Annotated in this window: 24 protein-coding genes and 2 pseudogenes; 10 read left to right on the top strand and 16 right to left on the bottom strand. The window is 41.3% G+C overall.

All coding sequences use genetic code 11. The annotated features are described in order from the left end of the window. Window positions 1–35 precede the first annotated feature (35 nt). The 4 genes from rfbB to pedR all read right to left on the bottom strand — a co-directional run bounded on the left by rfbB (window position 36) and on the right by pedR (window position 3,677). Window positions 36–1,097, bottom strand: a complete 1,062-nt coding sequence (gene rfbB, locus WA1_RS25230) for a dTDP-glucose 4,6-dehydratase (RefSeq protein WP_026134299.1) — start codon at window positions 1,095–1,097, stop codon at window positions 36–38. 123 nt (window positions 1,098–1,220) lie between these two features. Further along, window positions 1,221–2,228 (bottom strand): glycosyltransferase, encoded by a 1,008-nt coding sequence (locus WA1_RS25225; protein ID WP_017739742.1) that lies wholly within the window; start codon window positions 2,226–2,228, stop codon window positions 1,221–1,223. Window positions 2,229–2,291: 63 nt separating this feature from the next. Then, window positions 2,292–2,918 carry a DUF6391 domain-containing protein gene (locus WA1_RS25220; RefSeq protein WP_017739743.1) on the bottom strand — a complete coding sequence of 209 codons (627 nt, stop codon included), beginning with the start codon at window positions 2,916–2,918 and terminating at the stop codon, window positions 2,292–2,294. A gap of 462 nt (window positions 2,919–3,380) precedes the next feature. After that, entirely contained in the window at window positions 3,381–3,677 is a 297-nt protein-coding gene (gene pedR, locus WA1_RS25215; RefSeq protein ID WP_017739744.1) for a photosynthetic electron transport-dependent transcriptional regulator PedR, read from the bottom strand. A 351-nt stretch (window positions 3,678–4,028) separates the two neighbouring features. On the opposite strand from pedR, the gene WA1_RS25210 reads away from it, so the two are divergent. Beyond that, on the top strand, window positions 4,029–5,006 hold the full coding sequence (locus WA1_RS25210) for a carbohydrate kinase family protein (RefSeq protein ID WP_017739745.1): 978 nt from the start codon (window positions 4,029–4,031) through the stop codon (window positions 5,004–5,006). Window positions 5,007–5,118: 112 nt separating this feature from the next. Here WA1_RS25210 and WA1_RS25205 read toward each other — a convergent pair whose 3' ends face one another. Next, window positions 5,119–5,871, bottom strand: coding sequence for a lipoate--protein ligase family protein (locus tag WA1_RS25205; RefSeq protein WP_017739746.1), 753 nt, complete (start codon window positions 5,869–5,871; stop codon window positions 5,119–5,121). A gap of 17 nt (window positions 5,872–5,888) precedes the next feature. Beyond that, the gene (locus WA1_RS25200; protein WP_017739747.1) at window positions 5,889–6,392 is read right to left on the bottom strand and encodes a YbjN domain-containing protein; all 504 of its coding nucleotides are present in this window, start codon (window positions 6,390–6,392) and stop codon (window positions 5,889–5,891) included. A gap of 331 nt (window positions 6,393–6,723) precedes the next feature. On the opposite strand from WA1_RS25200, the gene WA1_RS25195 reads away from it, so the two are divergent. The 3 genes from WA1_RS25195 to WA1_RS25185 all read left to right on the top strand — a co-directional run bounded on the left by WA1_RS25195 (window position 6,724) and on the right by WA1_RS25185 (window position 8,766). After that, window positions 6,724–6,990, top strand: coding sequence for a hypothetical protein (locus tag WA1_RS25195; RefSeq protein WP_017739748.1), 267 nt, complete (start codon window positions 6,724–6,726; stop codon window positions 6,988–6,990). Then, window positions 6,977–7,471 carry a DUF6334 family protein gene (locus tag WA1_RS25190; RefSeq protein WP_017739749.1) on the top strand — a complete coding sequence of 165 codons (495 nt, stop codon included), beginning with the start codon at window positions 6,977–6,979 and terminating at the stop codon, window positions 7,469–7,471. Before WA1_RS25195 ends, WA1_RS25190 begins: the two co-directional genes overlap by 14 nt. Before the next feature lie 101 nt (window positions 7,472–7,572). After that, window positions 7,573–8,766: a serine/threonine-protein kinase gene (locus tag WA1_RS25185; protein WP_017739750.1), complete on the top strand. Its 1,194-nt coding sequence runs from the start codon at window positions 7,573–7,575 to the stop codon at window positions 8,764–8,766. Between the two features lie 261 nt (window positions 8,767–9,027). Here WA1_RS25185 and gndA read toward each other — a convergent pair whose 3' ends face one another. Further along, window positions 9,028–10,458, bottom strand: a complete 1,431-nt coding sequence (gene gndA / locus WA1_RS25180; RefSeq protein ID WP_017739751.1) for an NADP-dependent phosphogluconate dehydrogenase — start codon at window positions 10,456–10,458, stop codon at window positions 9,028–9,030. 288 nt (window positions 10,459–10,746) lie between these two features. Between gndA and WA1_RS25175 the strand changes: the two genes are divergently transcribed. Then, window positions 10,747–11,547, top strand: coding sequence for a Ycf66 family protein (locus WA1_RS25175; protein WP_017739752.1), 801 nt, complete (start codon window positions 10,747–10,749; stop codon window positions 11,545–11,547). Between the two features lie 62 nt (window positions 11,548–11,609). On the opposite strand, the gene WA1_RS25170 is transcribed toward WA1_RS25175, so the two are convergent. The 3 genes from WA1_RS25170 to WA1_RS25160 form a co-directional block, all read right to left on the bottom strand. Next, entirely contained in the window at window positions 11,610–12,122 is a 513-nt protein-coding gene (locus WA1_RS25170; RefSeq protein WP_017739753.1) for a type II toxin-antitoxin system VapC family toxin, read from the bottom strand. A gap of 9 nt (window positions 12,123–12,131) precedes the next feature. Continuing rightward, window positions 12,132–13,001, bottom strand: coding sequence for a hypothetical protein (locus tag WA1_RS25165; RefSeq protein ID WP_017739754.1), 870 nt, complete (start codon window positions 12,999–13,001; stop codon window positions 12,132–12,134). Window positions 13,002–13,070: 69 nt separating this feature from the next. Beyond that, complete coding sequence (locus WA1_RS25160; RefSeq protein WP_017739755.1) at window positions 13,071–13,403, bottom strand: DUF433 domain-containing protein; 333 nt, start codon at window positions 13,401–13,403, stop codon at window positions 13,071–13,073. Window positions 13,404–13,561: 158 nt separating this feature from the next. On the opposite strand from WA1_RS25160, the gene WA1_RS25155 reads away from it, so the two are divergent. From WA1_RS25155 to ileS, 5 genes and pseudogenes are all read left to right on the top strand, one after another. Continuing rightward, a complete protein-coding gene (locus WA1_RS25155) occupies window positions 13,562–13,882 on the top strand; it encodes a hypothetical protein (protein ID WP_017739757.1) in 321 nt (106 codons plus the stop codon). A 403-nt stretch (window positions 13,883–14,285) separates the two neighbouring features. Further along, window positions 14,286–14,339: pseudogene (locus WA1_RS62100) on the top strand (hypothetical protein); the annotation flags it as partial. Next, window positions 14,331–14,780, top strand: a complete 450-nt coding sequence (locus WA1_RS25145) for a tetratricopeptide repeat protein (protein WP_473163461.1) — start codon at window positions 14,331–14,333, stop codon at window positions 14,778–14,780. The pseudogene WA1_RS62100 and the gene WA1_RS25145, both read left to right, overlap by 9 nt. Window positions 14,781–15,111: 331 nt before the next feature. Then, window positions 15,112–15,306, top strand: a complete 195-nt coding sequence (locus WA1_RS25140) for a DUF6887 family protein (protein WP_017739760.1) — start codon at window positions 15,112–15,114, stop codon at window positions 15,304–15,306. A gap of 142 nt (window positions 15,307–15,448) precedes the next feature. Next, window positions 15,449–18,349, top strand: a complete 2,901-nt coding sequence (ileS, locus tag WA1_RS25135; RefSeq protein ID WP_017739761.1) for an isoleucine--tRNA ligase — start codon at window positions 15,449–15,451, stop codon at window positions 18,347–18,349. Window positions 18,350–18,437: 88 nt separating this feature from the next. On the opposite strand, the gene WA1_RS25130 is transcribed toward ileS, so the two are convergent. The 6 genes and pseudogenes from WA1_RS25130 to WA1_RS25105 form a co-directional block, all read right to left on the bottom strand. After that, a complete protein-coding gene (locus WA1_RS25130) occupies window positions 18,438–18,698 on the bottom strand; it encodes a type II toxin-antitoxin system RelE family toxin (RefSeq protein WP_017739762.1) in 261 nt (86 codons plus the stop codon). Next, window positions 18,695–18,943 (bottom strand): hypothetical protein, encoded by a 249-nt coding sequence (locus WA1_RS25125; RefSeq protein ID WP_017739763.1) that lies wholly within the window; start codon window positions 18,941–18,943, stop codon window positions 18,695–18,697. The genes WA1_RS25130 and WA1_RS25125 overlap by 4 nt, the downstream gene beginning before the upstream one ends. 118 nt (window positions 18,944–19,061) lie before the next feature. Continuing rightward, a complete protein-coding gene (locus WA1_RS25120) occupies window positions 19,062–20,000 on the bottom strand; it encodes a ParA family protein (RefSeq protein WP_017739764.1) in 939 nt (312 codons plus the stop codon). 231 nt (window positions 20,001–20,231) lie between these two features. Then, window positions 20,232–20,729: a hypothetical protein gene (locus WA1_RS25115; protein ID WP_017739765.1), complete on the bottom strand. Its 498-nt coding sequence runs from the start codon at window positions 20,727–20,729 to the stop codon at window positions 20,232–20,234. A 263-nt stretch (window positions 20,730–20,992) separates the two neighbouring features. Beyond that, window positions 20,993–21,148: pseudogene (locus WA1_RS62095) on the bottom strand (ISL3 family transposase); the annotation flags it as partial. A 927-nt stretch (window positions 21,149–22,075) separates the two neighbouring features. Next, window positions 22,076–23,083 carry a hypothetical protein gene (locus tag WA1_RS25105; RefSeq protein ID WP_017739767.1) on the bottom strand — a complete coding sequence of 336 codons (1,008 nt, stop codon included), beginning with the start codon at window positions 23,081–23,083 and terminating at the stop codon, window positions 22,076–22,078. Window positions 23,084–23,101 lie beyond the last annotated feature (18 nt).

The raw sequence follows: 23,101 nt of genomic DNA, 5'->3' as shown, positions 1-23,101 counted from the left end.
ACAAATTTTTGCAGCAGCGTATTAATAACCTACCACTAAGCATAAACCTTTCTGTAATAAGCCTGATACTCCTCAGATAGCAAAGGTTCCCACCAATCGCGATGGGTAAGATACCATTCCACTGTAAGACGCAAACCTTCTGCAATAGTTACCGAAGGCGTCCAACCCAATTGTGTTGTAATTTTAGTTGCGTCTATAGCATATCTCCGGTCATGTCCAGGTCTATCTTTAACAAAAGTAATCAATTGCTCTGATGGATGCACGAGTAAGTTAGGTGCTAATTCATTCATCAATTGACACAACATTTGCACGAGATTGATATTTTCCACCTCATTATTACCACCAATGTTATAAGTTTCACCTAGTTTTCCAGAATGAATAACGACATCTAAAGCTTGACAGTGATCCCCAACATAAAGCCAATCCCGCACATTTTTACCATCCCCATAAACTGGTAATGGCTTACCTAGAAGAGCATTGATACACATCAGAGGAATTAGCTTTTCCGGAAACTGATAGGAACCATAGTTATTAGAGCAATTTGTAATAATTGTCGGTAAACCGTAAGTATGGTGATAAGCGTGGACTAAATGGTCGCTTCCTGCTTTAGATGCTGAATAAGGGCTGTTGGGAGCATAAGGTGTACTTTCCGTAAAAGCAGGATCTGTGGGACTCAAACTACCATAAACCTCATCAGTAGAAACGTGCAGAAAACGATACTCCACTGGCTTACCCTTCCCAGACCAATACTGGCGAAAAGCGTCCAATAAGGTAAAAGTCCCGACTACATTCGTTTCTACAAACGCACCCGGTCCCAAAATTGACCTGTCAACATGGGATTCAGCAGCAAAATGGGCAATGGTGTCAATATTTTCTACTTGTAACAACTCCGCTATGAGAGTGCGATCGCAAATATTTCCCTCTACAAAGCGAAAATTCTCCTGTTTCTCAACAGACTCCAAATTACGACGATTTCCCGCATAAGTGAGAGCATCCAACACCACCACACGGTCATTTGGATAAACCTTTAGCCAGTGATGTACAAAATTAGAGCCAATAAACCCCGCACCACCAGTCACCAACAACCGACGACTTATCAAACTCCTTACTCCTCTCTTCTCTCTGTGTACTCTGTGCCTCTGCGGTTCAAACATTTTCTTCCAACAAACGTTGCAAAGCTACCCTCATTTCTTCAGGCGTAGTCGTTGTTGTCCCATTTTTCAGCTTTTATCCTTTCTCCTTATTTTCTGATTCAGTTTAGTAAAAATTCGCTGAATATTTAATTGTGATAAACGCATTTTTGTCAACTCTTTGATATTGGATGTATAATGCATTTTGTGGTCGTAAAAATTGTTCAGATCATCAATAATCACCTTCAAGTGTTGAACGATATTACCCGTTCTGTACTCGGCAAAAAACTCTTCTGGCAAATTGGATGGCTTCCAAGACTTCAACACTTTCAGAATACGTTGAACATCATATTCTCTTGAATAACCAGCTATTTTATAGCAATTAAACGTAGGCTCTAAATAATCAGATAATCCACCATTAATACTAGAAAATACTTGACAACCACAAGCCAGTGCTTCCATAGGTTGGAGACCAAACCCTTCACTTACACCTTGTTGCGCCCAATATTCTGCTGAATCATAGAGGTAAACTTTAGCTCGATTAAATAGACCAGCTATATCCTCAACATAGGAATTAACAATTGTCACCTGACATTGCTGCTGCAAATCTGGAATCAATTCCTGAATTAGATATTGAGAAGATTTACGAGATTGAATTAAAACATCAATATCTCTTTCTACGTTGAGATTTTGAAATTCATTAGAAATTTGATTGGGTAAATAATAAATTAGGGAATTTGGAGCTTTTTGCCCCCAATATCCCATAGTATTTCGACTAACAGCAATGATGGGAATACTTGAAGGCAAACCAAAACCATAACCTGCGCTGTGTGCGTGATAGACAACATTATATTGCTTGAGCTTTGCCACAAGTCGAGCTACATCAAATCCCCAACTAACGACAAAAATGACATCATCTAAATTTTTTTCTCTAAGTAAATCGTCTAAAAAAAGCTTATCTTTTTCCCTTTGGCGATAAGTCACAACATCAGCACTACAGATTTGCTGCGTCAGCGTTAATGTTTTTAACTCTGCCCAAAGCCCTCCGCAAGCAAACTTACCATATGTTCCGGGAAGTAAGAAATAAAATTTTCTCATTGGTCACTGGTCACTGGTCACTGGTCACTGGTCACTGGTCACTGGTCACTGGTCACTGTTATTCTAATCTCTCCATCGTACTTTAACAAAATGTGCCTCGCGTCCCCAAATATCTCGCGTGCGCGTAATACTATCGATTTCTAAGTTGAAGGGAATAGACGTTGTCAGGTATCGCTGTACCGAAGCACCTACCTCAGGAGCAAGTTCACAAGCGGTGGTTGCTGCTAACCCCAAACCTATGAGTTGCTCAATGGGTCCTCGTGGTAGTAGTAGATGCATTCCCACAGCTAACCCAGCTGTGAGCACCATCGCTACTGAAAGATTTGTACCACAACGAGGATGCACGGCTAAATCCTCTTCACCGTTAGTTAAACGTTGTAGAGCAAGTGTTGCGGCTCTTCGTAAATCGCTAATATTTACCTCTCCATACAGATAAAATCCTTTTTCTGTAGATAAACCACCTAAGAGTTCGTTGTCAACTTGAAAATGACTTGTTGCTCTAGCAGGAGGAGCATAAGGACTTTTTGCGCCGCTTAGAACCCAAACTGTGGCATGTTCCAAAGCATGAACTTGACGCAAAATGAGAAATTCTTCCAACCCAGGAACAAATGATAAATGCCTGAGTAAATCGGCATCTTGCATTGGTTGGGCTGCTGTAATATCAATAAAGAAAAGAGAAGAAGTATCCATAAAAACACTGCTCCTGAGACCGTGGAGCAACATACATTTCTTTTAAATGTAACGTTTCAATCTCTGGATTGTTGCTAATTTTTGTTGACTATTGGCTCTAGTTCAGTTTACTGAAGGCCAAATTTTTCTAAAGAACACTTTGTGCGGCGTTGTTCTTCTCTGATGGAAGCCTCATTTTGGATAATTTATTCCTTGAAAATTCCTGAGAGAAACGCCGCACAAAATGTAGTTAGTTTGTTACTGGTTAGATAGAAAATGAAAATAGGGGTCAGGGGTCAGGGGAGAACAACCAATCACCAATCGCCAATCGCCAATCGCATTTTTATCCGTTTTGGTGTATGAAAATACATGATGACTACTTAATTTAGCTCTGCCTTACTTGATTTTGCAAGGTTTACACCTTTAATCTAAATTGTGAGGAGGAAACTATAAGCAACCAGTCAAAATTAGCTTGACAGAATGCTAGACATTTGTTGAGTTAGCTGAACTTGTTGAATCATTGTTGTAATTAGGCAGAGGGCAGCAATTTACATCATTCAAGCAGACTTTGCCCCAGTGCAATGCCCAACGGACAAGAGCAACTCGGTTATCTGTGCCTGTCTTGGTGAGAATATTGCTGATATGGTTGTCAACTGTACGCTTGCTTATTTCTAACTTAGCTGCAATCTCTTGGTTAGTTAAGCCAGCGGCCACTAAATCAATAATTTGCAGTTCTCTGTCTGACAGACTAACAGGGGTCTGAGACTCGCCACCAGCCATGAGTTTTTTTCCTCCTTAGTATATGTACTTAATCGCTCTTTCTCATTCTAGAAGATTCTTTTGGAGGTAGATCCTTAAAGTATAAGCAGAAATACTATTTTTATGAGCAGTGGGGCAGGTAGGACAAGGGGAGAAGAGGGACAAGGGGGGCAACTTATTAGTTGTATTTAATACTTAATAATTAAGTGATAACTCAGGAAAAAAGGAGTTAAAAATGCTATTACAGAAGAGTACTTAAAACTTAAAGTGCGTAGCAAAAGTTGCTGTTTAATTGTATGAACGATCGCCAACAAATTGGCAGAAATGTTGTAATTTTATACTGGAAGTTCCTAAGCCAAAATCCAAAATTCAATGAGTAATCCCCGTGTTTTGTGCCTGGGTGAAGTTTTGTTTGACCGATTGGCTAACCAATTGGGGCGAAAGCTAGAAGAGGTTGAGTCTTGGACTGCTTATCCTGGAGGAGCACCTGCTAATGTAGCCTGTGCTCTAGTGAAGTTGGGAACACCTTCAGGATTTGTCGGTTGTGTGGGTGAGGACGCACCAGGGAATGAACTGGTGGAACTGTTTGAAACAGTGGGTGTAGATACAACAGGAATACAGCGTCATCCCACAGCACCAACAAGGCAAGTTAATGTTGTACGATCTCTGGAAGGCGATCGCTCTTTTGCTGGCTTTAAAGACTTTGAAACCACAGAGTTTGCTGACACTTACCTGAAAGCTAACAAATTACCAACAGAGTTATTTGAAGCAGCAGATTTTCTAGTTTTAGGGACTTTAGAGTTAGCTTATCCTGAAAGCGGGCAAGCGATTTACCGCGCTTTAGAGCTAGCAGAACAGTATGATGTCAAGATTCTTCTGGATATCAATTGGCGTCCCGTATTCTGGACAAACCCTGATATTGCTCCCCAAAAAATTCAAGAATTATTTAAACAAGTCGATTTTCTGAAACTGTCTAAAGAAGAAGCCGAATGGCTATTTGACACCAGTGATGCAGGCGCAATCACTTACCGCCTAAATTCGGTTGAAGGAGTTTTGATCACAGATGGAGAAAACGGCTGTGCTTATTGCCTTGGGGAAAACGAAGGCAAACTACCAGCTTTTTCCATCCCTGTCGTTGATACAACTGGTGCAGGGGATAGTTTTGTCGCTGGCTTCATCCACCAATTACTGACTCATGGTATCCAAAGCTTGAACGACAAAGAAACTGTGAGAAAAATCCTGAATTATGCCAGTGCAACAGGGGCTTTAACGACGATGAAAGCAGGTGCGATCGCAGCCCAACCCACTGCAGCAGAAGTCGAAGCTTTTCTTGCTTCTCAGTCTATCTAATACCATTTTGGATTTTAGATTTTAGATTTTGGATTGAGAAAGCCATGTCTAGACTTAGTTTGAGCTAACTATCTATCGCATTCTTTGTTCAAATTGGCAGAACAAAGATGGGCTACAAGATCCCCGACTTCTTGAAGAAGTCGGGGATCTTAACCAACTTAACACCCGCTTCAATTGCTTCCCATTCAGACTGAGACAGAGGACGCTCCTCAAACTGGGTATCAAAACAACGGCTAGCAGCAGAAAGTAATGCTGTCATAATCTTTTCAATGTCTAATTGAGGAAGTTTCACGGGTGTGAATGTTTCCCCAGGAAAAACTTGAGCAAATAACTCAGCATCTGGTTGCAAACGAATAGAACCATGTTGCAAAATGGTTCCTCCCCGTCTCAGTTGGGCGCTGCCAATAAATTTTGTTCCATCTGGCAATACTAAATCGGCACCAGTTGCAGTACCAAAACAATTGGGGTTATGGATATAACCTCGCCCTGTTGTACCGTAGTGCAGTTCTACGCCAAGCGATCGCCACCCTTGAATCAGAAACTCACAAATTTTTTGGTACATCTCAAGACGATTTCCCGCCAGTCCAGATGTTACTACGGTGTAAGTTAAATCACCTTGATGCAAGACTGCCCGTCCCCCTGTTGGACGCTGCACCAAGTTGATTTTTTCTCCCTGCCAAACCAGATTTTGCCAGTGTTCTGGATATTTGTGTTGGTGGTATCCTAAGGAAATAGTCAGTGGCGACCAAGTATAAAATCGTATAGTAGAAGGATGCGATCGCAACAGGTGCTGTTCTAGCAACCAACGGTCAATTGCCATCTGCAAGTCACCATTCGCTTCTAGCAACGGAATTAGTCGCCACATAGGATTTTAAAATTTCTTCAATTAAGACCGAACTCAGATTGTAACGCTTCGTCGTTGTTGTCAGCGATAGTTGCTACCACCGTAATCAGACGGGAAACCTCACTAGGGGATAAATCTGTTAAAGTGCGGGTTCCCATAACAACTACTTGGTTTTCAATGATGGCAAAATGGGATTCAAAGGTACTTGATGCATTCATTTCCAAGAGTTGTCGCATTAATTTTGGTTCATCCTTAGCAGGCAATTTTAGCACCGCTGACCAAACCGTTATGGTATCTTCATCTGTTATGCCAGTCAGCTGGACAAAGACTTCTACACTACCATAGTTAAACTTCCAACGATAACCTCCTTCTGAAGGATGACTTACCATTGCACTGTCATCTTGTTCTAAAGTATCGATGACGTTTTCAACGATCTCTACATAGTTGATACTCGTTGTCTCAGCGATAAATTCGTTGATGAGTTCCGCATCTGACACGGATTCAGTTACGGGCTTTTCTTGCTGTGATTGGTAGCTTGTCATACAGATTTTTGCCTCAGCAGCATCATTATTACATCTAGACACATTTTATAAAGGATAAAGGATGAAAGCTAAAGGATAAAAATTGCTGACTTTATACTTTATCCTTTTTTTATTGATTTAGAGGGCTAGAAGCGTCAGTCTATCACGCGAAGCAGAGGCTCGGTGTATGTATGCCCCGGTGGAGCCAGGGAACAAAAGACGAGAAGTCGTGAAAATGGGATCTCTATTTACGCCTTTTTGTGCAAGTCAGCGATCGCCTATAAGAAAGTATCTAATTTAACAGTAAAATTAAAATTTACTTAGACGAAAAAACAAAGTTAGAGCCAATTTAATGGATGAGCAAGAGGGAGTTAAACTTTCACCTGGTGGGCTGAAGAAACTTGGCAATCTTGTTATTCTGAAAGATGACATCATTGCTAATGCAATTCGAGAGCGTGGAGGAGGGCAAGGTCAAGTCAATCAATTGCGAACCGATTATCAAAATTTAAAAGTGGGTGAGTTAGCCAATCTTGCATCCGTAGGAGATGCCGACGCAGAAACTGCTATTAAAATTCTTAAACAAGCTAAAAAGAAGCGTGAAAAATATGGTGGTGAATAAATTTCCTGTAGGACAGCCTTTAACAGCAGTATCAATAGTTGAATATGAAGAGTTTGTTGGTAATGAACTTTGTCTAGATAAAGTTCAGCTTATTTTTCAAGATTCAACAGTTACATTGATACCAATGACTGATACTGATGAAATAGAGATAAGGCAAGAACCAAATACCACTGCTTCTGTAGTAAATACTCCATCTTGGTGTCAGTCTTTCATTGGTAAAAAGTTAATGACCGTGTGGGTATGTGAAAATGACCAAGGTTATCGAGATCAAGTGATTTTTGCATTTGAGTATCTACGACCTAGTATTGCATTTGTGGCTGAAGGCTCAGTTGTTAAAGCGTTCTGCTATGAACAAATTTTCCGAGACCGATTGATAGGATTAGTCGCCGACGATCCTGAGTCGGTGGATGAAATGTTAGCAGAAGTCATGAAGGATAGGGTAGCACACCCACTCAATCAACGTTTTGGAAAGGATAATTGACGAACATAAAGCACCATTTTGTTTGACGTGGCAGAATAAAGATAACTGAGAGCGAACTTCTAAATATAACAAGAAGTTTGCCACTGTACGATCGCTGTAACATGACCTACTGCCTGAATCCCTTTTGTCCGAACCCCCAGCATACCAATGATGGCAAGTTTTGCTTGACTTGCGGTTCCAAACTCCTCCTAAAAGAACGATACCGTGCTATCAAACCAATAGGACAAGGTGGTTTTGGTAGAACCTTCTTAGCTGTGGATGAGGATAAACCGTCTAAACCACGCTGTGTCATTAAGCAATTTTATCCCCAAGCCCAAGGCACGAGTACAGTGGAAAAAGCCGTTGAGTTGTTTACTCAAGAAGCAATGCGCTTGGATGAGTTGGGAAAACATCCACAAATCCCAGAACTACTGGCTTATTTTACTCAAGACGATCGCCAGTATCTTGTACAAGAATTTATTGATGGGCTTAACTTGGCTGAGGAATTGGCACAAAGAGGTGCTTTCAATGAAGTGGAAATTCGGCACTTACTCAACGACTTATTGCCAGTGTTGCAGTTTTGTCATGAAAGACAAGTCATTCACAGAGATATTAAACCAGAAAATATAATTCGCCGAAAATCGACTGCCTCAGCCGTTGGAAATCTTGTTATCGTAGATTTTGGTGCTGCAAAAGCAGCTACTTATACTGCTTTAAACAGAACTGGTACTAGTATTGGTAGTCCGGAATATGTTGCACCCGAACAAATCAGAGGAAAAGCTGTTTTTGCAAGTGACATATTTAGTTTGGGTGTGACTTGCATTCATCTCCTAACTCAGTGTTCTCCTTTTGACATATATGATACTTATAATGCGACTTGGGTTTGGCAACAGCATCTCAAAACTCCAGTCAGCAATGAGTTGAGACGAATTCTTGACAAAATGCTAGAACCTACTGTTGCCCAACGCTATCAAACAGTCAATGCTGTCCTTACAGATTTGAATCACCAGTCGTCAGTAGCGATACGGCTTCAGCCGTTAGGCGCTTCGCCTATCGCATCACCAATAGCAGTCACTCCTGTTAATCCACTGTCCACTGCACATAAATCTGTTTCTGTCAATCCTATAAATGACTTAATTGATAAAGAACTGCAAGAAGTAAAAACAAAGCTTTTGGGGGGTAGCAGTGGTGGGAACTCAAACAATGTCAGTACAAACACTCAATTTCAACCCGCACAACAACCCCAGCCTTCTGGCAAAAGTATTATTGATGAGGAATTAGAGGAATTAAAAGCTAAGTATCAAGAAAATGGTTAGTTGTTAGTAGAGGCGCAAGGCATTGCCCCCGTAAAAAACTTCCAAATGAACAATTATTCCAAAATTTGCTCTTGTGGTGCGGGCATCTTGCCCGCCAGGAAAAAAAGGTGAGCAGTATGCCATGAATTAGGGGCAGGCGAGGACGTGAGCAGTATGCCATGAATTAGGGGCAGGCGAGGACGTGAGCAGTATGCCATGAATTAGGGGCAGGCGAGGACGCCTACCCCACATTATTTCATTCGGCGAAAAACAGGTTGGAATTTAGCCGTTCTTCTCGGTAATAGGGACCCACTCAGTGTGGAAAGCACCGGGTTTGTCTAGACGCTCGTAGGTGTGTGCGCCAAAGTAGTCGCGTTGTGCTTGAGTCAGGTTTTGAGGTAGGCGATCGCGACGGTAGCTATCAAAGTAATCCAAAGATGCACTGAATGCTGGTACTGGGATACCTAGTTTTGCTGCAGTTGCCAAAACATCCCGCCAAGCATTTTGCCTATCAAGGATTGTCTGTTTAAATTCAGGCGCTAAGAGCAGGTTGGGTAGAGATGAATTTTCGCCAAAAGCATTCTTGATTTTATTCAAAAATCCAGCCCGAATGATACAGCCACCCTTCCAAATCCGTGCCAATTCGCCCAGTTGCAAATTCCAGTTATATGTTTGGGAAGCTTTGGATAGCAAAGCCATTCCTTGAGCATAGGAACAGATTTTTGAGCAGTAGAGAGCATCGCGAACTTTGTTGATAAACTCTTTGCTATCACCCTGATATTTGCCTGTTGGACCTGTGAGGATCTTAGATGCTGCAATACGTTCTTGCTTGTAGGAAGACATGATTCGACCATTGACTGCGGCGGTAATGGTCGGAATAGCAACACCCAATTCCAAAGCAGTTTGTACTGTCCAACGTCCGGTTCCCTTTTGACCAGCCGCGTCAACAATCAAATCTACCAGAGGTAAATTTGTACTTGGGTCGATATAGGGGAAGATGTTGGCAGTAATTTCAATCAAGAAAGAATTTAGTTCGTCGGTGGTATTCCACTCACTAAAAACTTGATGGAGCTGATTGTGATCCAATCCAGCAGCACTTTTCAGCAAATCGTAGGCTTCTGCAATTAGCTGCATATCACCATACTCAATGCCGTTATGCACCATCTTCACGTAGTGACCGGAACCACCGGGACCAACGTAGGTTACGCAAGCACCATCATCGACTTGAGCCGCAATTTTCGTAAAAATTGGCTCCAAATACTTGTAAGAGCTTTGTGTCCCTCCCGGCATGAGTGAAGGACCATTGAGTGCTCCTTCTTCACCACCACTGACGCCCATCCCAAGGAACCGAAAACCAGCAGGTTCCAATTCTTGAGTGCGTCGATCTGTATCTTCAAACCAAGAGTTGCCACCGTCGATAATGATGTCACCTTCGTCTAGCAAAGGTTTAAGCTGGCCAATCACTGCATCTACAGGCTTACCAGCTTGAACCATAATCAAAATTCGTCTGGGACGTTCCAAGGCAGCTACGAACTCTTCCAGAGAAAACGCGGCTTTGACGTTTCTTCCGTTAGCACGTTCCGCCATGAATTTATCGGTCTTGTCGCGCGAGCGGTTGTAAACTGCGATTGGAAAGCCGTTTCGCTCAACGTTTAGAGCGATGTTCTCTCCCATAACGGCTAGACCAATCACACCAAAGCTTTGCTGTGTCATAATTTTTTTGGCTAACTCTTGCAGATTCTCTTTATCTTTAGGTTAGTCCGAGATTTTCGCTTCTCTTATAAAGAAGACATTAAGACTTCACGAACAGAGTAAAAATACACAAAGATACAAACAATTAATTTTAATTTGTATCTATCTCAACAATTTACGGACAAATTTTGCAAAATTAGTTGAGGGGAGTGGGGAATGGGGAATGGGGAATAGTTATAAAATATTCCTACTCCCTACTCCCTACTCACCACTCCCTATTCCCCAATTCCAGAAAGGAGTAACCACAAGATGCTGGCACACGTCCTAGCGTTGACAGTTGGTCTGGGTAGTATAGCGCTCTACATAGCAGCTTTCTTTTTCCCAGAAATCCACCGAAAGAATGATTTTATTTGGAGTGGTGTAGGGCTGTTCTACGCCTTGGTTTTATGGATATTTGCACCACGCATTACTGGAGGTCTTTTGCTGGGTCATGTGGCTAGTGTCGCTCTTTTGGGGTGGTTTGGCTGGCAAACACTCTCATTGCGCCGTCAACTGACGCCTACAGCACAACAAACCCAAATACCAAGTGCTGAAGAGGTCAAAACGAACCTTCAAAGCTCGGTTTCTCAGCTGTCACTGCAAGAACGACTCGCTCCGTTGCAACAGTGGTTTAGTAGCACCTTCTCTCGTCCAAAAGATAAGGTTCAACACACTGGGGTGACTAAGACCCCGGAAACTTCAAAAGCAGCTGTATCTCCTACAGCAACGCCAACGGTTGAAATTTCTGACCAACGCAGTGCGATACGGCTTAAGCCGTTAGGCGCTTCGCCTATCGCAGAACCGCCTACCACTGACACTGAAGCCACAACCCCAACATCAAGACAACCAGCAGAAGCAGTCGTTGATTCGGAAGCAAAAACCAAGCTTGTTACAGAACCAATTCCACCAAATCCTCCGTCCTGGCAATTGGTAGAAGCGGCTCAAGAAAGTGCAGAGGATAAAACACCGCCTCTTCCTGTTGTAGAAGTTGCTCCCGATGCTGAACTTGCTCCTCCTGCTGAAACACCTCCCGAACAAGTTCCACCAAATCCCCCAACTCAGGGTTCTTAACACTTAAATGTAACCAACGAACCTAGGGCGATCGCACTACCAAAAGTAAAGAGCGATCGCCTCTAATTTTGTTCAGATTTTCGTAATGGAATTTTAGATGCTATTGGATTTAAACAATACTCTACTGTTAAATCTTCCCATTTTACTGCGTCCACTTTATATCTCTTGTGGTCACTGTCACTTGTTGCAATTATTGTATGTTTTCCGGTTTCTAAGCTTAAAACTATTGAATGTGCTGCTAGGATAACGTCAATATCAATTTTTTCTTTGTGTGCAGTTGGTTGACCAGTTTTTCTTGCCCATGCCCATAACTCTGCTGCTTTCCTCATTACCTCTGTTGTTAATGGAGCGTAAGCTAACCCTAGTTCTCCTAACCTATCTAGTCTTTCAACACCTCCAGAACCACAGAGAATGAGTTCGCGGCGATGTTCATAATCTATGATTTCTGGTACTGCCACTAAAATTTTATTTCTTACTAATTCTTGAATCAACCTTCTACATTTTATTGCTGTTGAGTTTTTACCAGGGTTTGTAATTAATCCTAAAGGGCTGGAATCTAGAAGTACAATGGTCATCTAAAATAATTATCTATCTTTAAACCGATTTTCAAGGATTTTCAGAGCTTCTACTTGATCTCGCATTTCTTCTTCTGTTTTAGGGTCTAAAGTATCAAGAAGATGAATTCTTTTTTGACTTTCTTCTAAAAGTTTTTCAAAAGGCATCTTTCCAATAATTAAACGCTGATTATTTCTTAGTTTCTCATACTTATCTACTTCCCATAAAATAGCTTTTCCTATATTCGCTATTTTTTTGAAAATTGTATTATATTTTTCTCCGTTAATATTTAAACTGGGCAGTAATTCAACTGCTGTTTTTGCTACTTCTTTTATATTCATCACTTCTTTATATTTTGCTCCACGAGAATATTTTTCTAAAGCGTCTAATAGTTTTAGTAATCCTCTATAATACTTATTAGCGGCATTTTCTAAATCTACATTTGAATTTTGCGATTTCTCTTGAGATAATTCTACTATCTCTTGAAATAAGAATGCAGCTTTTAGCGTTTCTTTTCTCCACCCAAAAAAATCTTTACTCTCTTTAAGTTTTTCTAATGATTCGTTGTTGAGAACATCACCATATTTATTGATTAAGTTATTTAGCTTTTTGTAAAAATTATCTATTTGTGAGGCTCTAATCTTAATTTGATTTTTAACATCAAGATTTTCTACTGATGAATCTTGTTCTTGAATTTTCTTGAGAAATTTTGAAAAAAGAGAAAAATCTTTTTTAAGATTTTCATATATAAAATCGTACTTTTGTAAATGAAAACTAAATTCTATTTTTTCAATAAACTCTTCTAAATCATTTCCTTGAGATTTAGTTTCTTCTCGAGCATTTTTAATTAATTGGTTCTTAAGAAGCTCTGTATCTTTTTCCAGTTCTAACAAAGACATAGTTTAAACTGCTCCTTACATTATTTTGTATTTTAAGAAGTAGCTTCTTGATTATAGTTCATCAGCTATTTACCCTTGCTGGTTATGCCGAGCTAATAAGCGATCGCGTATCCCAACCGGGTTGAAACGCTTCTCAGCCTCCTGACGAACCTCAGTTGCACGGTTTTGGCGCTCTACAAGATACGCATCAACTTCAGCTTTGTGGCGTAAATAGTAACCAATTACAGAATAGACATCTGAAAGCTGAAGTGATGGATACTGCTCCACAACTTCTTCTGGTGTAGCACCCTCAAGGAAAGCTGTAACCACTGTAGCCAGTGTTACACGAGTTCTTCCTACATAGATAACACCATGAGCATCAGTTACAAGTGGAATAGGATCGGTAGTAAGAATAAGTGCCATGAGAGATTTTGGTACGATTAGCTTTGCTGTCCAGTATAAATCGGGTATTGGGGAGCTAAGCAAACAGATCGCACACACTTTTAAGAAGTGGTTTAATGATTTCTGGAATAGGTTCAGAAAGATTTGTAGTTTTTTACATCACTAACTAAGATAGTATTATGACTGAGATTCGACTGGCTATTGAGGGTGAGGATGCTATTTCGGCTACGGAGGCGTTGCTAGCGAGTCCAGAAATATCCGGAACTTGGGAATTGAGTTCGGAATCTTCTGAAAGAGAGGGTGTAGCTGCTACAGTTGCTACCATTGTGGGAATTGTTGGTGGAATGATCGCGATCGCCGAACAGATTCGTAAGTGGTATCAGGAATATAAGCAAAAGGGTAAAAAGATTGATAAGGTGATTATCGTTGGTCGGAATGGGCGACGATTGCTTTTGGAAGATACGACTGTTGAAGAAATTCGCAAAGTTCTTGATAATTGATGATTTTGAACCGCAGATGAACGCGGATGGACGCTGATGTTCTCTATTTGTGTAGATTTCGGCTTGTTTGGTGAATGTATAATTTTGCGTCTGATGATTGATGTTATTCTAGTAGAATTATGGGGGATTAAGTGCGGACGCTGCATATCGACCTAAGGCTGAAGGGCGAAGAGCGGGTAGAGTTACGTTACTTTTTTGACAATTACAATCAGCATAAATCCAGAAATTTGGAAACTGCAGCGATCGCCGATTTAATCAAAATGGCTGAGCAGGATTATTATACTAACTTGCCAGAGGATTTTGACATCACCGGACGACGGCTGTATGAATGCTTGGATGAGAACTTGGTGAAGTTGAACAAGCAAAGCATCACTATCAACAGGCTCTCGACAATTGTTCACAAGAAGACGAAACACAAAAAGCTGCTATTATTCATAACCTTGCTGGTATCTACGCTAAGCAAGGAGAAGTACAACAGGCGAGCGGATTTTATCAGCAATCTTTGGAGTTATGTGAAGGCATTGGGGATGTACAAGGCAAAGCCGTGACTTTAGCAATGCTGGGGCAATTATTAGCAGATGAGGAGGGAGATTTTACCACCGCACTCTCACACTTACACCAATCTCTAGAGATTTTACAACGCTTGGAATCTCCTAATGCACAAGTAGTAAGGGAATTTATCGAGCGAGTACAGCGAATGATAGAGGATGAGGACAGAGTGAGAGGGGGCGATCCAAAAAAAGAAAATGCATCCAAGTCACCGCTTCACTCTATTACCCTGTCTCCGTTTTTAATAATTGCAGCTATCGTGCTGTTGACGGTTGGGGTATTTGCTTTCAAACTCCAAAGAAGCAGCTTTACTCATAACCGACCAAATCACAACCTCTTACCAAAGTAAGGGAATGCTAGATGGAGAAGTTTCTTACAAAAAGCTTTATATATATGAGCGCACAGATTTCAATTGTATAATAGTATCTGAAAACTGAGGAGTTTGTCAAGCAGTACGGAAGCCAATCAAGTAAATCTTAATAAACGATTTATCCTGCCACAAGCAGTAATCATTTTTTTGAAGTATTTGTAAAATGCTCTCTTCTCTCTTTCTTCGTGCTCTTTGCGTCTTAGCGGTTAATAATTTTTACCTAACAAATAGGACTGCTATCTATTCAGGCTAAAGTATATGCCAATCTGGCAATAGTTATCTCCAAAAATGGAGAATGGGAGTTCATCTAATGCCTAACTTTAAAGAAATGAGCATTGCTGAGTTAAAAGAATACCTTTCAACTCATAGACATGACGATAAAGCTTTTAGCGCAGCTTTAGGAGAATTAATCACTCGTAATCGTGGTGCTCTTCGCTATCCGGCAAATTTGCCTTTAGAAGATGTGGGAAAAATTATTCAAGAAAAATTGAATCAAGTAGACTAAGAGCTTTTAAACCCACCTACGTGGGTTTAGCCTGTATAGCCGCGAATTCTATTCGCCCGGTCGATAAGAAATTAAGTTGAACACCTGAGAAAATCTCGCTGATAATAGTGAGAACAACATTCTATTTACTCAATTCAGTACTGTGACAGAACCTGGAAGCTACAAAGATACTGTAAACTTACCTAAAACCAACTTTGATATGCGGGCAAACGCTATCAAGCGGGAACCTGAAATCCAAAAGTTTTGGGAAGAAAATAAGATTTATGAACGCCTGTCTGAAGAAAATCCAGGCGACTTATTTATATTGCATGATGGGCCACCTTATGCTAATGGTTCCCTGCATATCGGTCACGCTTTAAATAAAATTCTTAAAGATATTATTAACCGCTACCAACTGCTGCGGGGTCGTAAAGCTCGTTACGTACCTGGTTGGGACTGTCACGGCTTGCCTATTGAACTGAAAGTCTTGCAGAATATGAAGCAAGCAGAACGGCAAAACTTGACGTCTTTGCAACTGCGTCACAAAGCAAAGGATTTTGCCCTGTCTACAGTCGATGAACAACGGGAAAGTTTCAAAAGATACGGTGTTTGGGGTGATTGGGAACATCCCTATCTCACGCTAAAGCCAGAATATGAAGCGGCTCAAGTTGGTGTTTTCGGTCAGATGGTGCTGAAGGGCTACATCTATCGCGGATTAAAACCAGTACACTGGAGTCCCAGTTCTAAAACGGCTTTGGCGGAAGCTGAGTTGGAATATCCCGAAGGTCACACTTCGCGCAGTATCTACGCTGCTTTCAAAATGACAAGTTTGTCAGAAGCAGTGAAACCAGTTTTGGGTGAATTTTTGCCTGAGTTGGCTGTCGCTATCTGGACAACTACTCCTTGGACAATTCCGGGTAACTTAGCTGTTGCACTCAATCCAGAACTCAATTACGCAGTGGTGGAAGTGTCACGGGACGCAAAGGAACAAAGCGATGCTGCTCCTTTAGGTGAAGCAAATTTTAAATATCTTATTGTGGCGGCGGATTTGGTGGAACGTCTGTCTACAGTCCTTGAGGCGCAACTGACTGTAAAAGCAACAGTCAAAGGAAAAGATTTAGAACATTCTACCTACCGTCATCCTCTCTTTGACCGCGAAAGTCCAATAGTCATAGGTGGAGATTATGTCACCACTGACTCCGGTACTGGATTGGTACATACCGCACCCGGTCACGGTCAAGAAGATTACATGGTAGGTCAACGGTATGGTTTGCCTATCCTCGCACCAGTGGATGATAACGGAAATTTCACTAAGGAAGCGGGTGAGTTTGCTGGGTTAAATGTTCTTGGTGATGGCAATCAAGCGATTATTGATGCGCTGACTGCGGCTGGTTCTTTACTGAAGGAGGAAGCTTACGTTCACAAGTATCCCTACGATTGGCGGACTAAAAAACCGACCATTTTCCGGGCTACAGAACAGTGGTTTGCTTCGGTGGAAGGATTTAGGGATGAAGCACTGAAAGCGATCGCATCTGTAAAATGGATTCCAGCCCAAGGAGAAAATCGCATCACCCCAATGGTAGCGGAACGTTCTGATTGGTGTATCTCCCGTCAGCGCAGTTGGGGTGTACCGATCCCCGTATTCTACGATGAAGAAACGGGAGAACCTTTGCTGAATGAAGAAACCATCTCTCACGTCCAAGCAATATTTGCCGAAAAAGGGTCTGATGCTTGGTGGGAACTTTCAGTAGAGGAGTTGTTACCAGAAAAATATCGTAACAACGGTCGGTCTTATCGTACAGGAACTGACACCATGGATGTATGGTTTGACTCTGGTTCCTCTTGGGCGGCTGTGGCGGAACAGCGATCGCAACTGGGATATCCTGTTGATATGTATCTGGAAGGTTCAGACCAACATCGCGGTTGGTTTCAATCGAGTTTGCTCACAAGTGTAGCGGTCAATAATTGTGCTCCTTATAAAACTGTATTGACTCACGGTTTTGTCTTGGATGAACAAGGTCGCAAAATGAGTAAATCGCTGGGAAATGTGGTAGATCCAACGACTGTCATCTTGGGAGGTAAAGACCAGAAAAAAGAACCGGGTTACGGTGTTGATGTTGTGCGGTTGTGGGTTTCTTCTGTAGATTACTCTGCCGATGTGCGCTTGGGTAATAATATCATCAAGCAACTAGCAGACATACGCAACAAGATTCGCAATACTGCGCGGTTCTTACTGGGCAATTTGCACGATTTTGACCCAGAAAAAGATGCGGTACCGTTGGCAGAATTGCCTTCTCTTGACCGCTATATGCTACACCGCATTACAGAAGTCTTTCAGGAAGTGACGGAAGCGTTTGACAGTTTCCAGTTTTTCCGCTTTTTCCAAACCGTGCAGAATTTCTGCGTGGTGGATTTGTCCAACTTTTATTTGGATGTCGCAAAAGACAGGCTGTATATCAGTGCGCCCAATGCATTCCGTCGTCGCAGCTGTCAGACAGTACTGAGGATTGCTTTGGAAAATTTATCACGTGCGATCGCTCCCGTGCTGTGTCATATGGCAGAGGATATCTGGCAGTACCTCCCCTATAAAACACCTTACAAATCGGTGTTTGAGGCGGGTTGGGTGCAATTAGAGGAAGGATGGAAAAATCCGGAATTAGCAGTATCCTGGCAACAATTGCGACAACTCCGCAATGATGTTAATAAGGTGTTGGAAGAAGCTAGGGTAGCCAAAATTATTGGTTCTTCCTTGGAAGCCAAGGTACTGCTACATATAGTAGATAAGCAGTTGCGTTCTTCTGTGAAAACACTCAATGATAGTCAGAATGGAATAGATGAGTTACGTTACCTGTTTCTCACTTCTCAGGTAGATTTACTTGATTCTCCAGAAAAGGCTCAGAGCTTGAAGTATAACTTACAGTCAGATGCATGGGTTTTAGGTGTAGCTGATGCAGATGGACATAAATGCGATCGATGTTGGAACTACTCCACTCGTGTGGGAGAATTTACTGAACATCCTCTCATTTGCGAACGTTGCGTTTCAGCTTTAGCAGGAGAATTTTAAGAAGTTTGCCCTCACCCTAACCCTCTCCCAAGGGGAGAGGGAAAAAATCTTCTATCTAACTTAAAATCGTTGATTACTGAAACATCTTTTATTTTTTATAAACATCTTTCCGATGCTTACACTGCAAAATTTGTACTGTTTGATTGTCATCATTGATTTCATAGCGAACTCTATAGTCACCCACCCGGATACGATACTCCTGAACAGAACCTTTTAATTTAACAACTCCATCGGGACGTGGTTCATCTGCAAGATGTTGAATCTTCTCAAGAACACGCTCTTGAATATCATTTGGTAAGTCGTCAATTTGTTTTTGTACCGCCTTTGAAATAAGGATAGTACATTTCATGATACTTGATTTGAGCGGTTAGCAAGATATTCATCCACAGTCATGTACTCACCAAGCGCATACTCAGTGCGAACTGCTTGAATTTCTGCCTGTGTTTCTGCATCATCTTCGTACAGGGCTTCTTCAGCTTCAAAAATTTGTTGCTCAATTATCTCTTGAAGTTGATGTTTTTCTTCTAAACTCAGGGAAGATATGACTTCTGCTAAAGCTTCCAAAGAGAGTTGTAATTTAACAATTGCTGGCATTCTTCTCCAATTGATTTTGTTGTTTTGGCATTTAATAACTATAGGATCGCTCTTGGCTTGCTTACCCTTACAAACTACTCTCCCTTCTCCCAATGGGAGAAGGGTCGGGGATGAGGGCTTAAGTTGTGGCAAATTGCAAGTTACCCTTTTGCTGGTTTTCCACCTGAGCTTTTTCCAACTTTTGCAACAACTCTTGTGTGAGTTGAATAAACGCTTTTGAACCTGCTGATTGAGGAGTGTGTAAGACAGCTGGCATAAAAGTATCAACAGCCTTAGCAACATTCACGTCAGTTGGTATTTGTGTTTGACAAACTTTTGCATCGCCAAAATCTTGATGGACGCGTTGTATAACTTGTTTGTAGTACCTACCACTGAGAAAGTTAGCGTTAGACATTGTAAAGACAATTCCCAGCATTTGTATACCTATATTTACTTCCTGTTCGTGACTTTCTTTTAACTGGGCAATGCGCCGTTCCAGCAATTGAATACCGACAATAGATAAGGGTTCCGGTTTAGCGGGAAGTATGTAGAAGTGACTGGTAGCTAAAGCACTGCGAGTCAAAAGATTATATCCAGGAGCACAATCTAAGAGAATAAAATCATATTCTTGAAGAATCGGTTCTAAAACTTTCCCTAGTAGGACTCTTTCAAAACGATTCCAAATATTTTCAAAGTCGTTTTCACCCAAGTTAACTGCTTGCTGATGCAGCATTTCGGAGACGACAAATTCATCATACAAGTCGATATCTCCTGGCAATAAGTCCAATCCTGGGAGATTACAAACCTGAGGCTGAATAATATCTTGAATTGTCAATTTTGCTCTTTGTGATGGACTGATAATTTGGTCGAGTAAATACCTCAGTGTCCGTTTTTGCTTTCGGAGCTTGGCAAAGTCCAGAGGCGACATCATACTGAGTGTGGCACTGATTTGACTATCCAAATCCAGAACAAGCACTCGTTTACCATGGTTTTTGGTTAAACAAGTCGCCATATTGACTGTAAGGGTGGTTTTGCCAACGCCGCCCTTCATATTTGCAGTAGCAATGACATGTCCCATTTGCTGTTTCCTCTAATAGCACATCAGCCTAATTTGTATCCGCGTCGTCTCTTCCCTGTTCTATCAATAGGGCGTTCTTCGCGATTTTACAGTAGCGTAAACATTTCATTATTTTTACTATAGAATTTTAATATTTTTTCAATATGGCTCCGCGACGCATTTTTCAAATAAAGTAGTCAGCATTATAGCAGCCTCAGGTATGTTATTGAGCGATCGCTCCAACCTTCAACTTTACTTCTGTGTCAAATTCCCAAATTCTATATCTCCTTCTGTCTCTATATCACTTCCCATCACCTGCTCTACTTTAGTGGCTGGCTTAGCTTCTTGGTTCATATCCCCCGCCTTGATCTTGCCTTTGGCTTTAATTCCACTAGCCATGACCTGACGAACTACGTTTTCTGGCAGTTGAGGTCTGACTTCCGTTGCCAGTGCCTCTACGATCTCAGCAACTTCTGGATCTGCTTTTGCCGCTACCTCCATTTTCTCCGTCAGCACTTCCAGACCATAATCTTCTGATTGCTGTTCTACTAATTCTGGCTGGTAAGTAACTCGCTCAATGGCGCTAGCTGTTTCTGGAGCTTTACGCCACAATACTTGCTTCAGCTTTCCCATCTGTTCCAAAGCCTTACTTCCCAAGTCTGGTAACTTCTCGCCTACCTTTTCTCCAACTTTTTCAATCATCTTTGTCAGAAGAAGGGTAGCAATTGCGGCAGATGTAAGTGTTTCCATGATTACCAGTATTTGTATATACTATACAGTGAATACACGCTTGCATTTGCTATTTCCATAATTCTTACACTTTTTTCATCAACAGGTGACGAAGGCAATGAAGAATTTACACAATACGAAGTTAGCTGTAACTTTATCACCAATGAAACTCCAAATTTGGTAAGTATTTTGGCTTGTTCCCCTTGGTCTGCGCTCAAATACTAAATAAAGAATGTGAACGCACAGAAGTTCCCCAAATCTTAAGAAAATATTATTAATATAGTATTTATTAATTTTGATGCATCTTTGAGCATTCTTTCTATTTCTTCTGTCGTCACAATTCCTTTAGATGCCACACTATGTATATCATTTTCTAAAACATCTCCTATGGTTTTCTGAGCCAATATTATTGTATAAGTTCTTTTCCGGCTTACAAAGTTTAAGTTCAGCTGTGTGTGCCAACATTGTTCTAAGTGCTCGTGTTTTCGATTTCGACTGATAGACCAGTCTATGCCAATCGCTTGTTCTCCTGTCTCAATGATGAGATTGTATTGTGCTAATAAAAGGTTTTCTCCTATTAGTTTTTGGAGGACGGCTTCCCATCGCTTTGAAGAGGCAGGAATGCCAATTATAGGCTTCAGTTTTTCAACCCATTCTTTCATTTGAGGATAGCATTTCAGGAGTGGGTCTACGTTGAGTCCCAATCCCATCTGCTGTATGAGAAGGTGGAATCTTTCTCCTGTTATGTTGTCTTCTGTTTTGTAGCTAAAATGTTGGCTTGCTCCTCTGAGGAAATGATTGGGATTTTTCTCCAGCATTTCCAGTGCTTGAAAATTTAGATGATTAATATTGGACATGGCTTATTTTCCATTTATGACAGAAAATAAGCGCATAGCGGTCACGTTGTCTTAAAATGTATTACAAGGTTTCATAACGGTTTTTTATAGTGTGGTTCTGATGGTATGGAGCCGAGATACGAGTAAAAACCTGCAAGATGGTCTGGAAACTTTTAATATATATAGATTTCAGCAATTTTTAAGTAAAATTTGCAGAAGAGCGCAAATTTTGGGTATGTATCGCTACAACAATTGGAGTATTTATTAATTTTATTTACAAGTTTTACAGCTTGGACGATGAGTATCTTTTGCCGTGAATTGCCTGAAACTTTTACAGGCAAAGGATATAGCCCAAACAATGAGATTCCTACCACACAGTATTTATAATTCTGTTTGATAGGAGAGAAGCGATTATGGGGTGAAAAGTGCCAGTGCATTCATGCACAATTCTGATTTGACATCAAAAACGCTAAAACCTAAATGCAGCAAGGGTTTTCCGACCATATTGCAGGTTTTTACACGGATCTCGGCTCAATACCAAGTGGATCCGGGGACGGAGGTGAGTGTAACATTGTCAACCAATAATCCAGAATCAATAGTGTTGTCCCCCACATCTGCAACTCCGAGTCCCAAAGTATATGTTCCGGTGGTCGGTATCGTAAAGGAAAAAGTTTGAAAGCCAGTCTCGTCAAAAAACTGTGTGGTCAAGGAAGTCACGGATGATGAGAACGTCGTGTCAGCCAGTTCTGATAGAGAACTGATTGAGACAAAGGAAAAATCGTTAAAAGGGAACACTTGTGCCTTCTCATTCGTAAGGAAATTCCAATTGAAAGTCAAAATGTCTCCAGCATTCGCCGTGAATGTTTGTCGAATAGCTGAGCCTTGAATAACGCCCCCATTACCAAGATTATCCAGGCTTCCAGCTTCTAACCCTAAAAATGTTTCTATAATTGCGTCAGAAAATGTGGCACCCGCCGTTGACAATAAAGCCTGGGAAGTTCCCTCGATTAGACCACTACCAAACGCCGACTTCTGAATACTTGTAGCGCCTATTGTTGTCCATGCAGTAAAATCACTGCTTTCAAAGCTACCGTTGATGATTGTTGGGTTAACAGAGGGTTCGGGTAAAGTAAATGACTTTAATGACAGTGTATAGGAACCAAATTGAAAATGGTCACCTGTAAGGTTCTTGTCCATGAAGCCAGACACTGCCAAATTCAGACTGCCACTTGCTGGTACTATTCCGGTTAGTATAGGTATGACACTATTGTCAGCGCTGTCATCGCTTATCGCTAGGATATCACCAGAATTATCAAGCAACCCTAGAACTGGATCAAATGTGTCCGAATTGACCTCTACGGTAAATAAACTCCCAGAATCAAGACCTGAGATGGTGAAAAAGTCAAGGTCACTGCTGCTAAGTTGTCCATTTACAGTACTGATACCAGATGGTAGAGATTGTTTGGTAGCGAGAGAGTTATTAGGTTCACTCTCAGTTACTGTAGAAGCAAGTTGAGATGAAGAGGAATTTTCTGCCATGAGAGTTACGATGGAAAC

This window comes from Scytonema hofmannii PCC 7110 (assembly GCF_000346485.2).
Lineage (GTDB): Bacteria > Cyanobacteriota > Cyanobacteriia > Cyanobacteriales > Nostocaceae > Scytonema > Scytonema hofmannii.
Note: the sequence above shows the minus strand (reverse complement) of the source record. Positions and strands in the feature narration are given on the sequence as shown.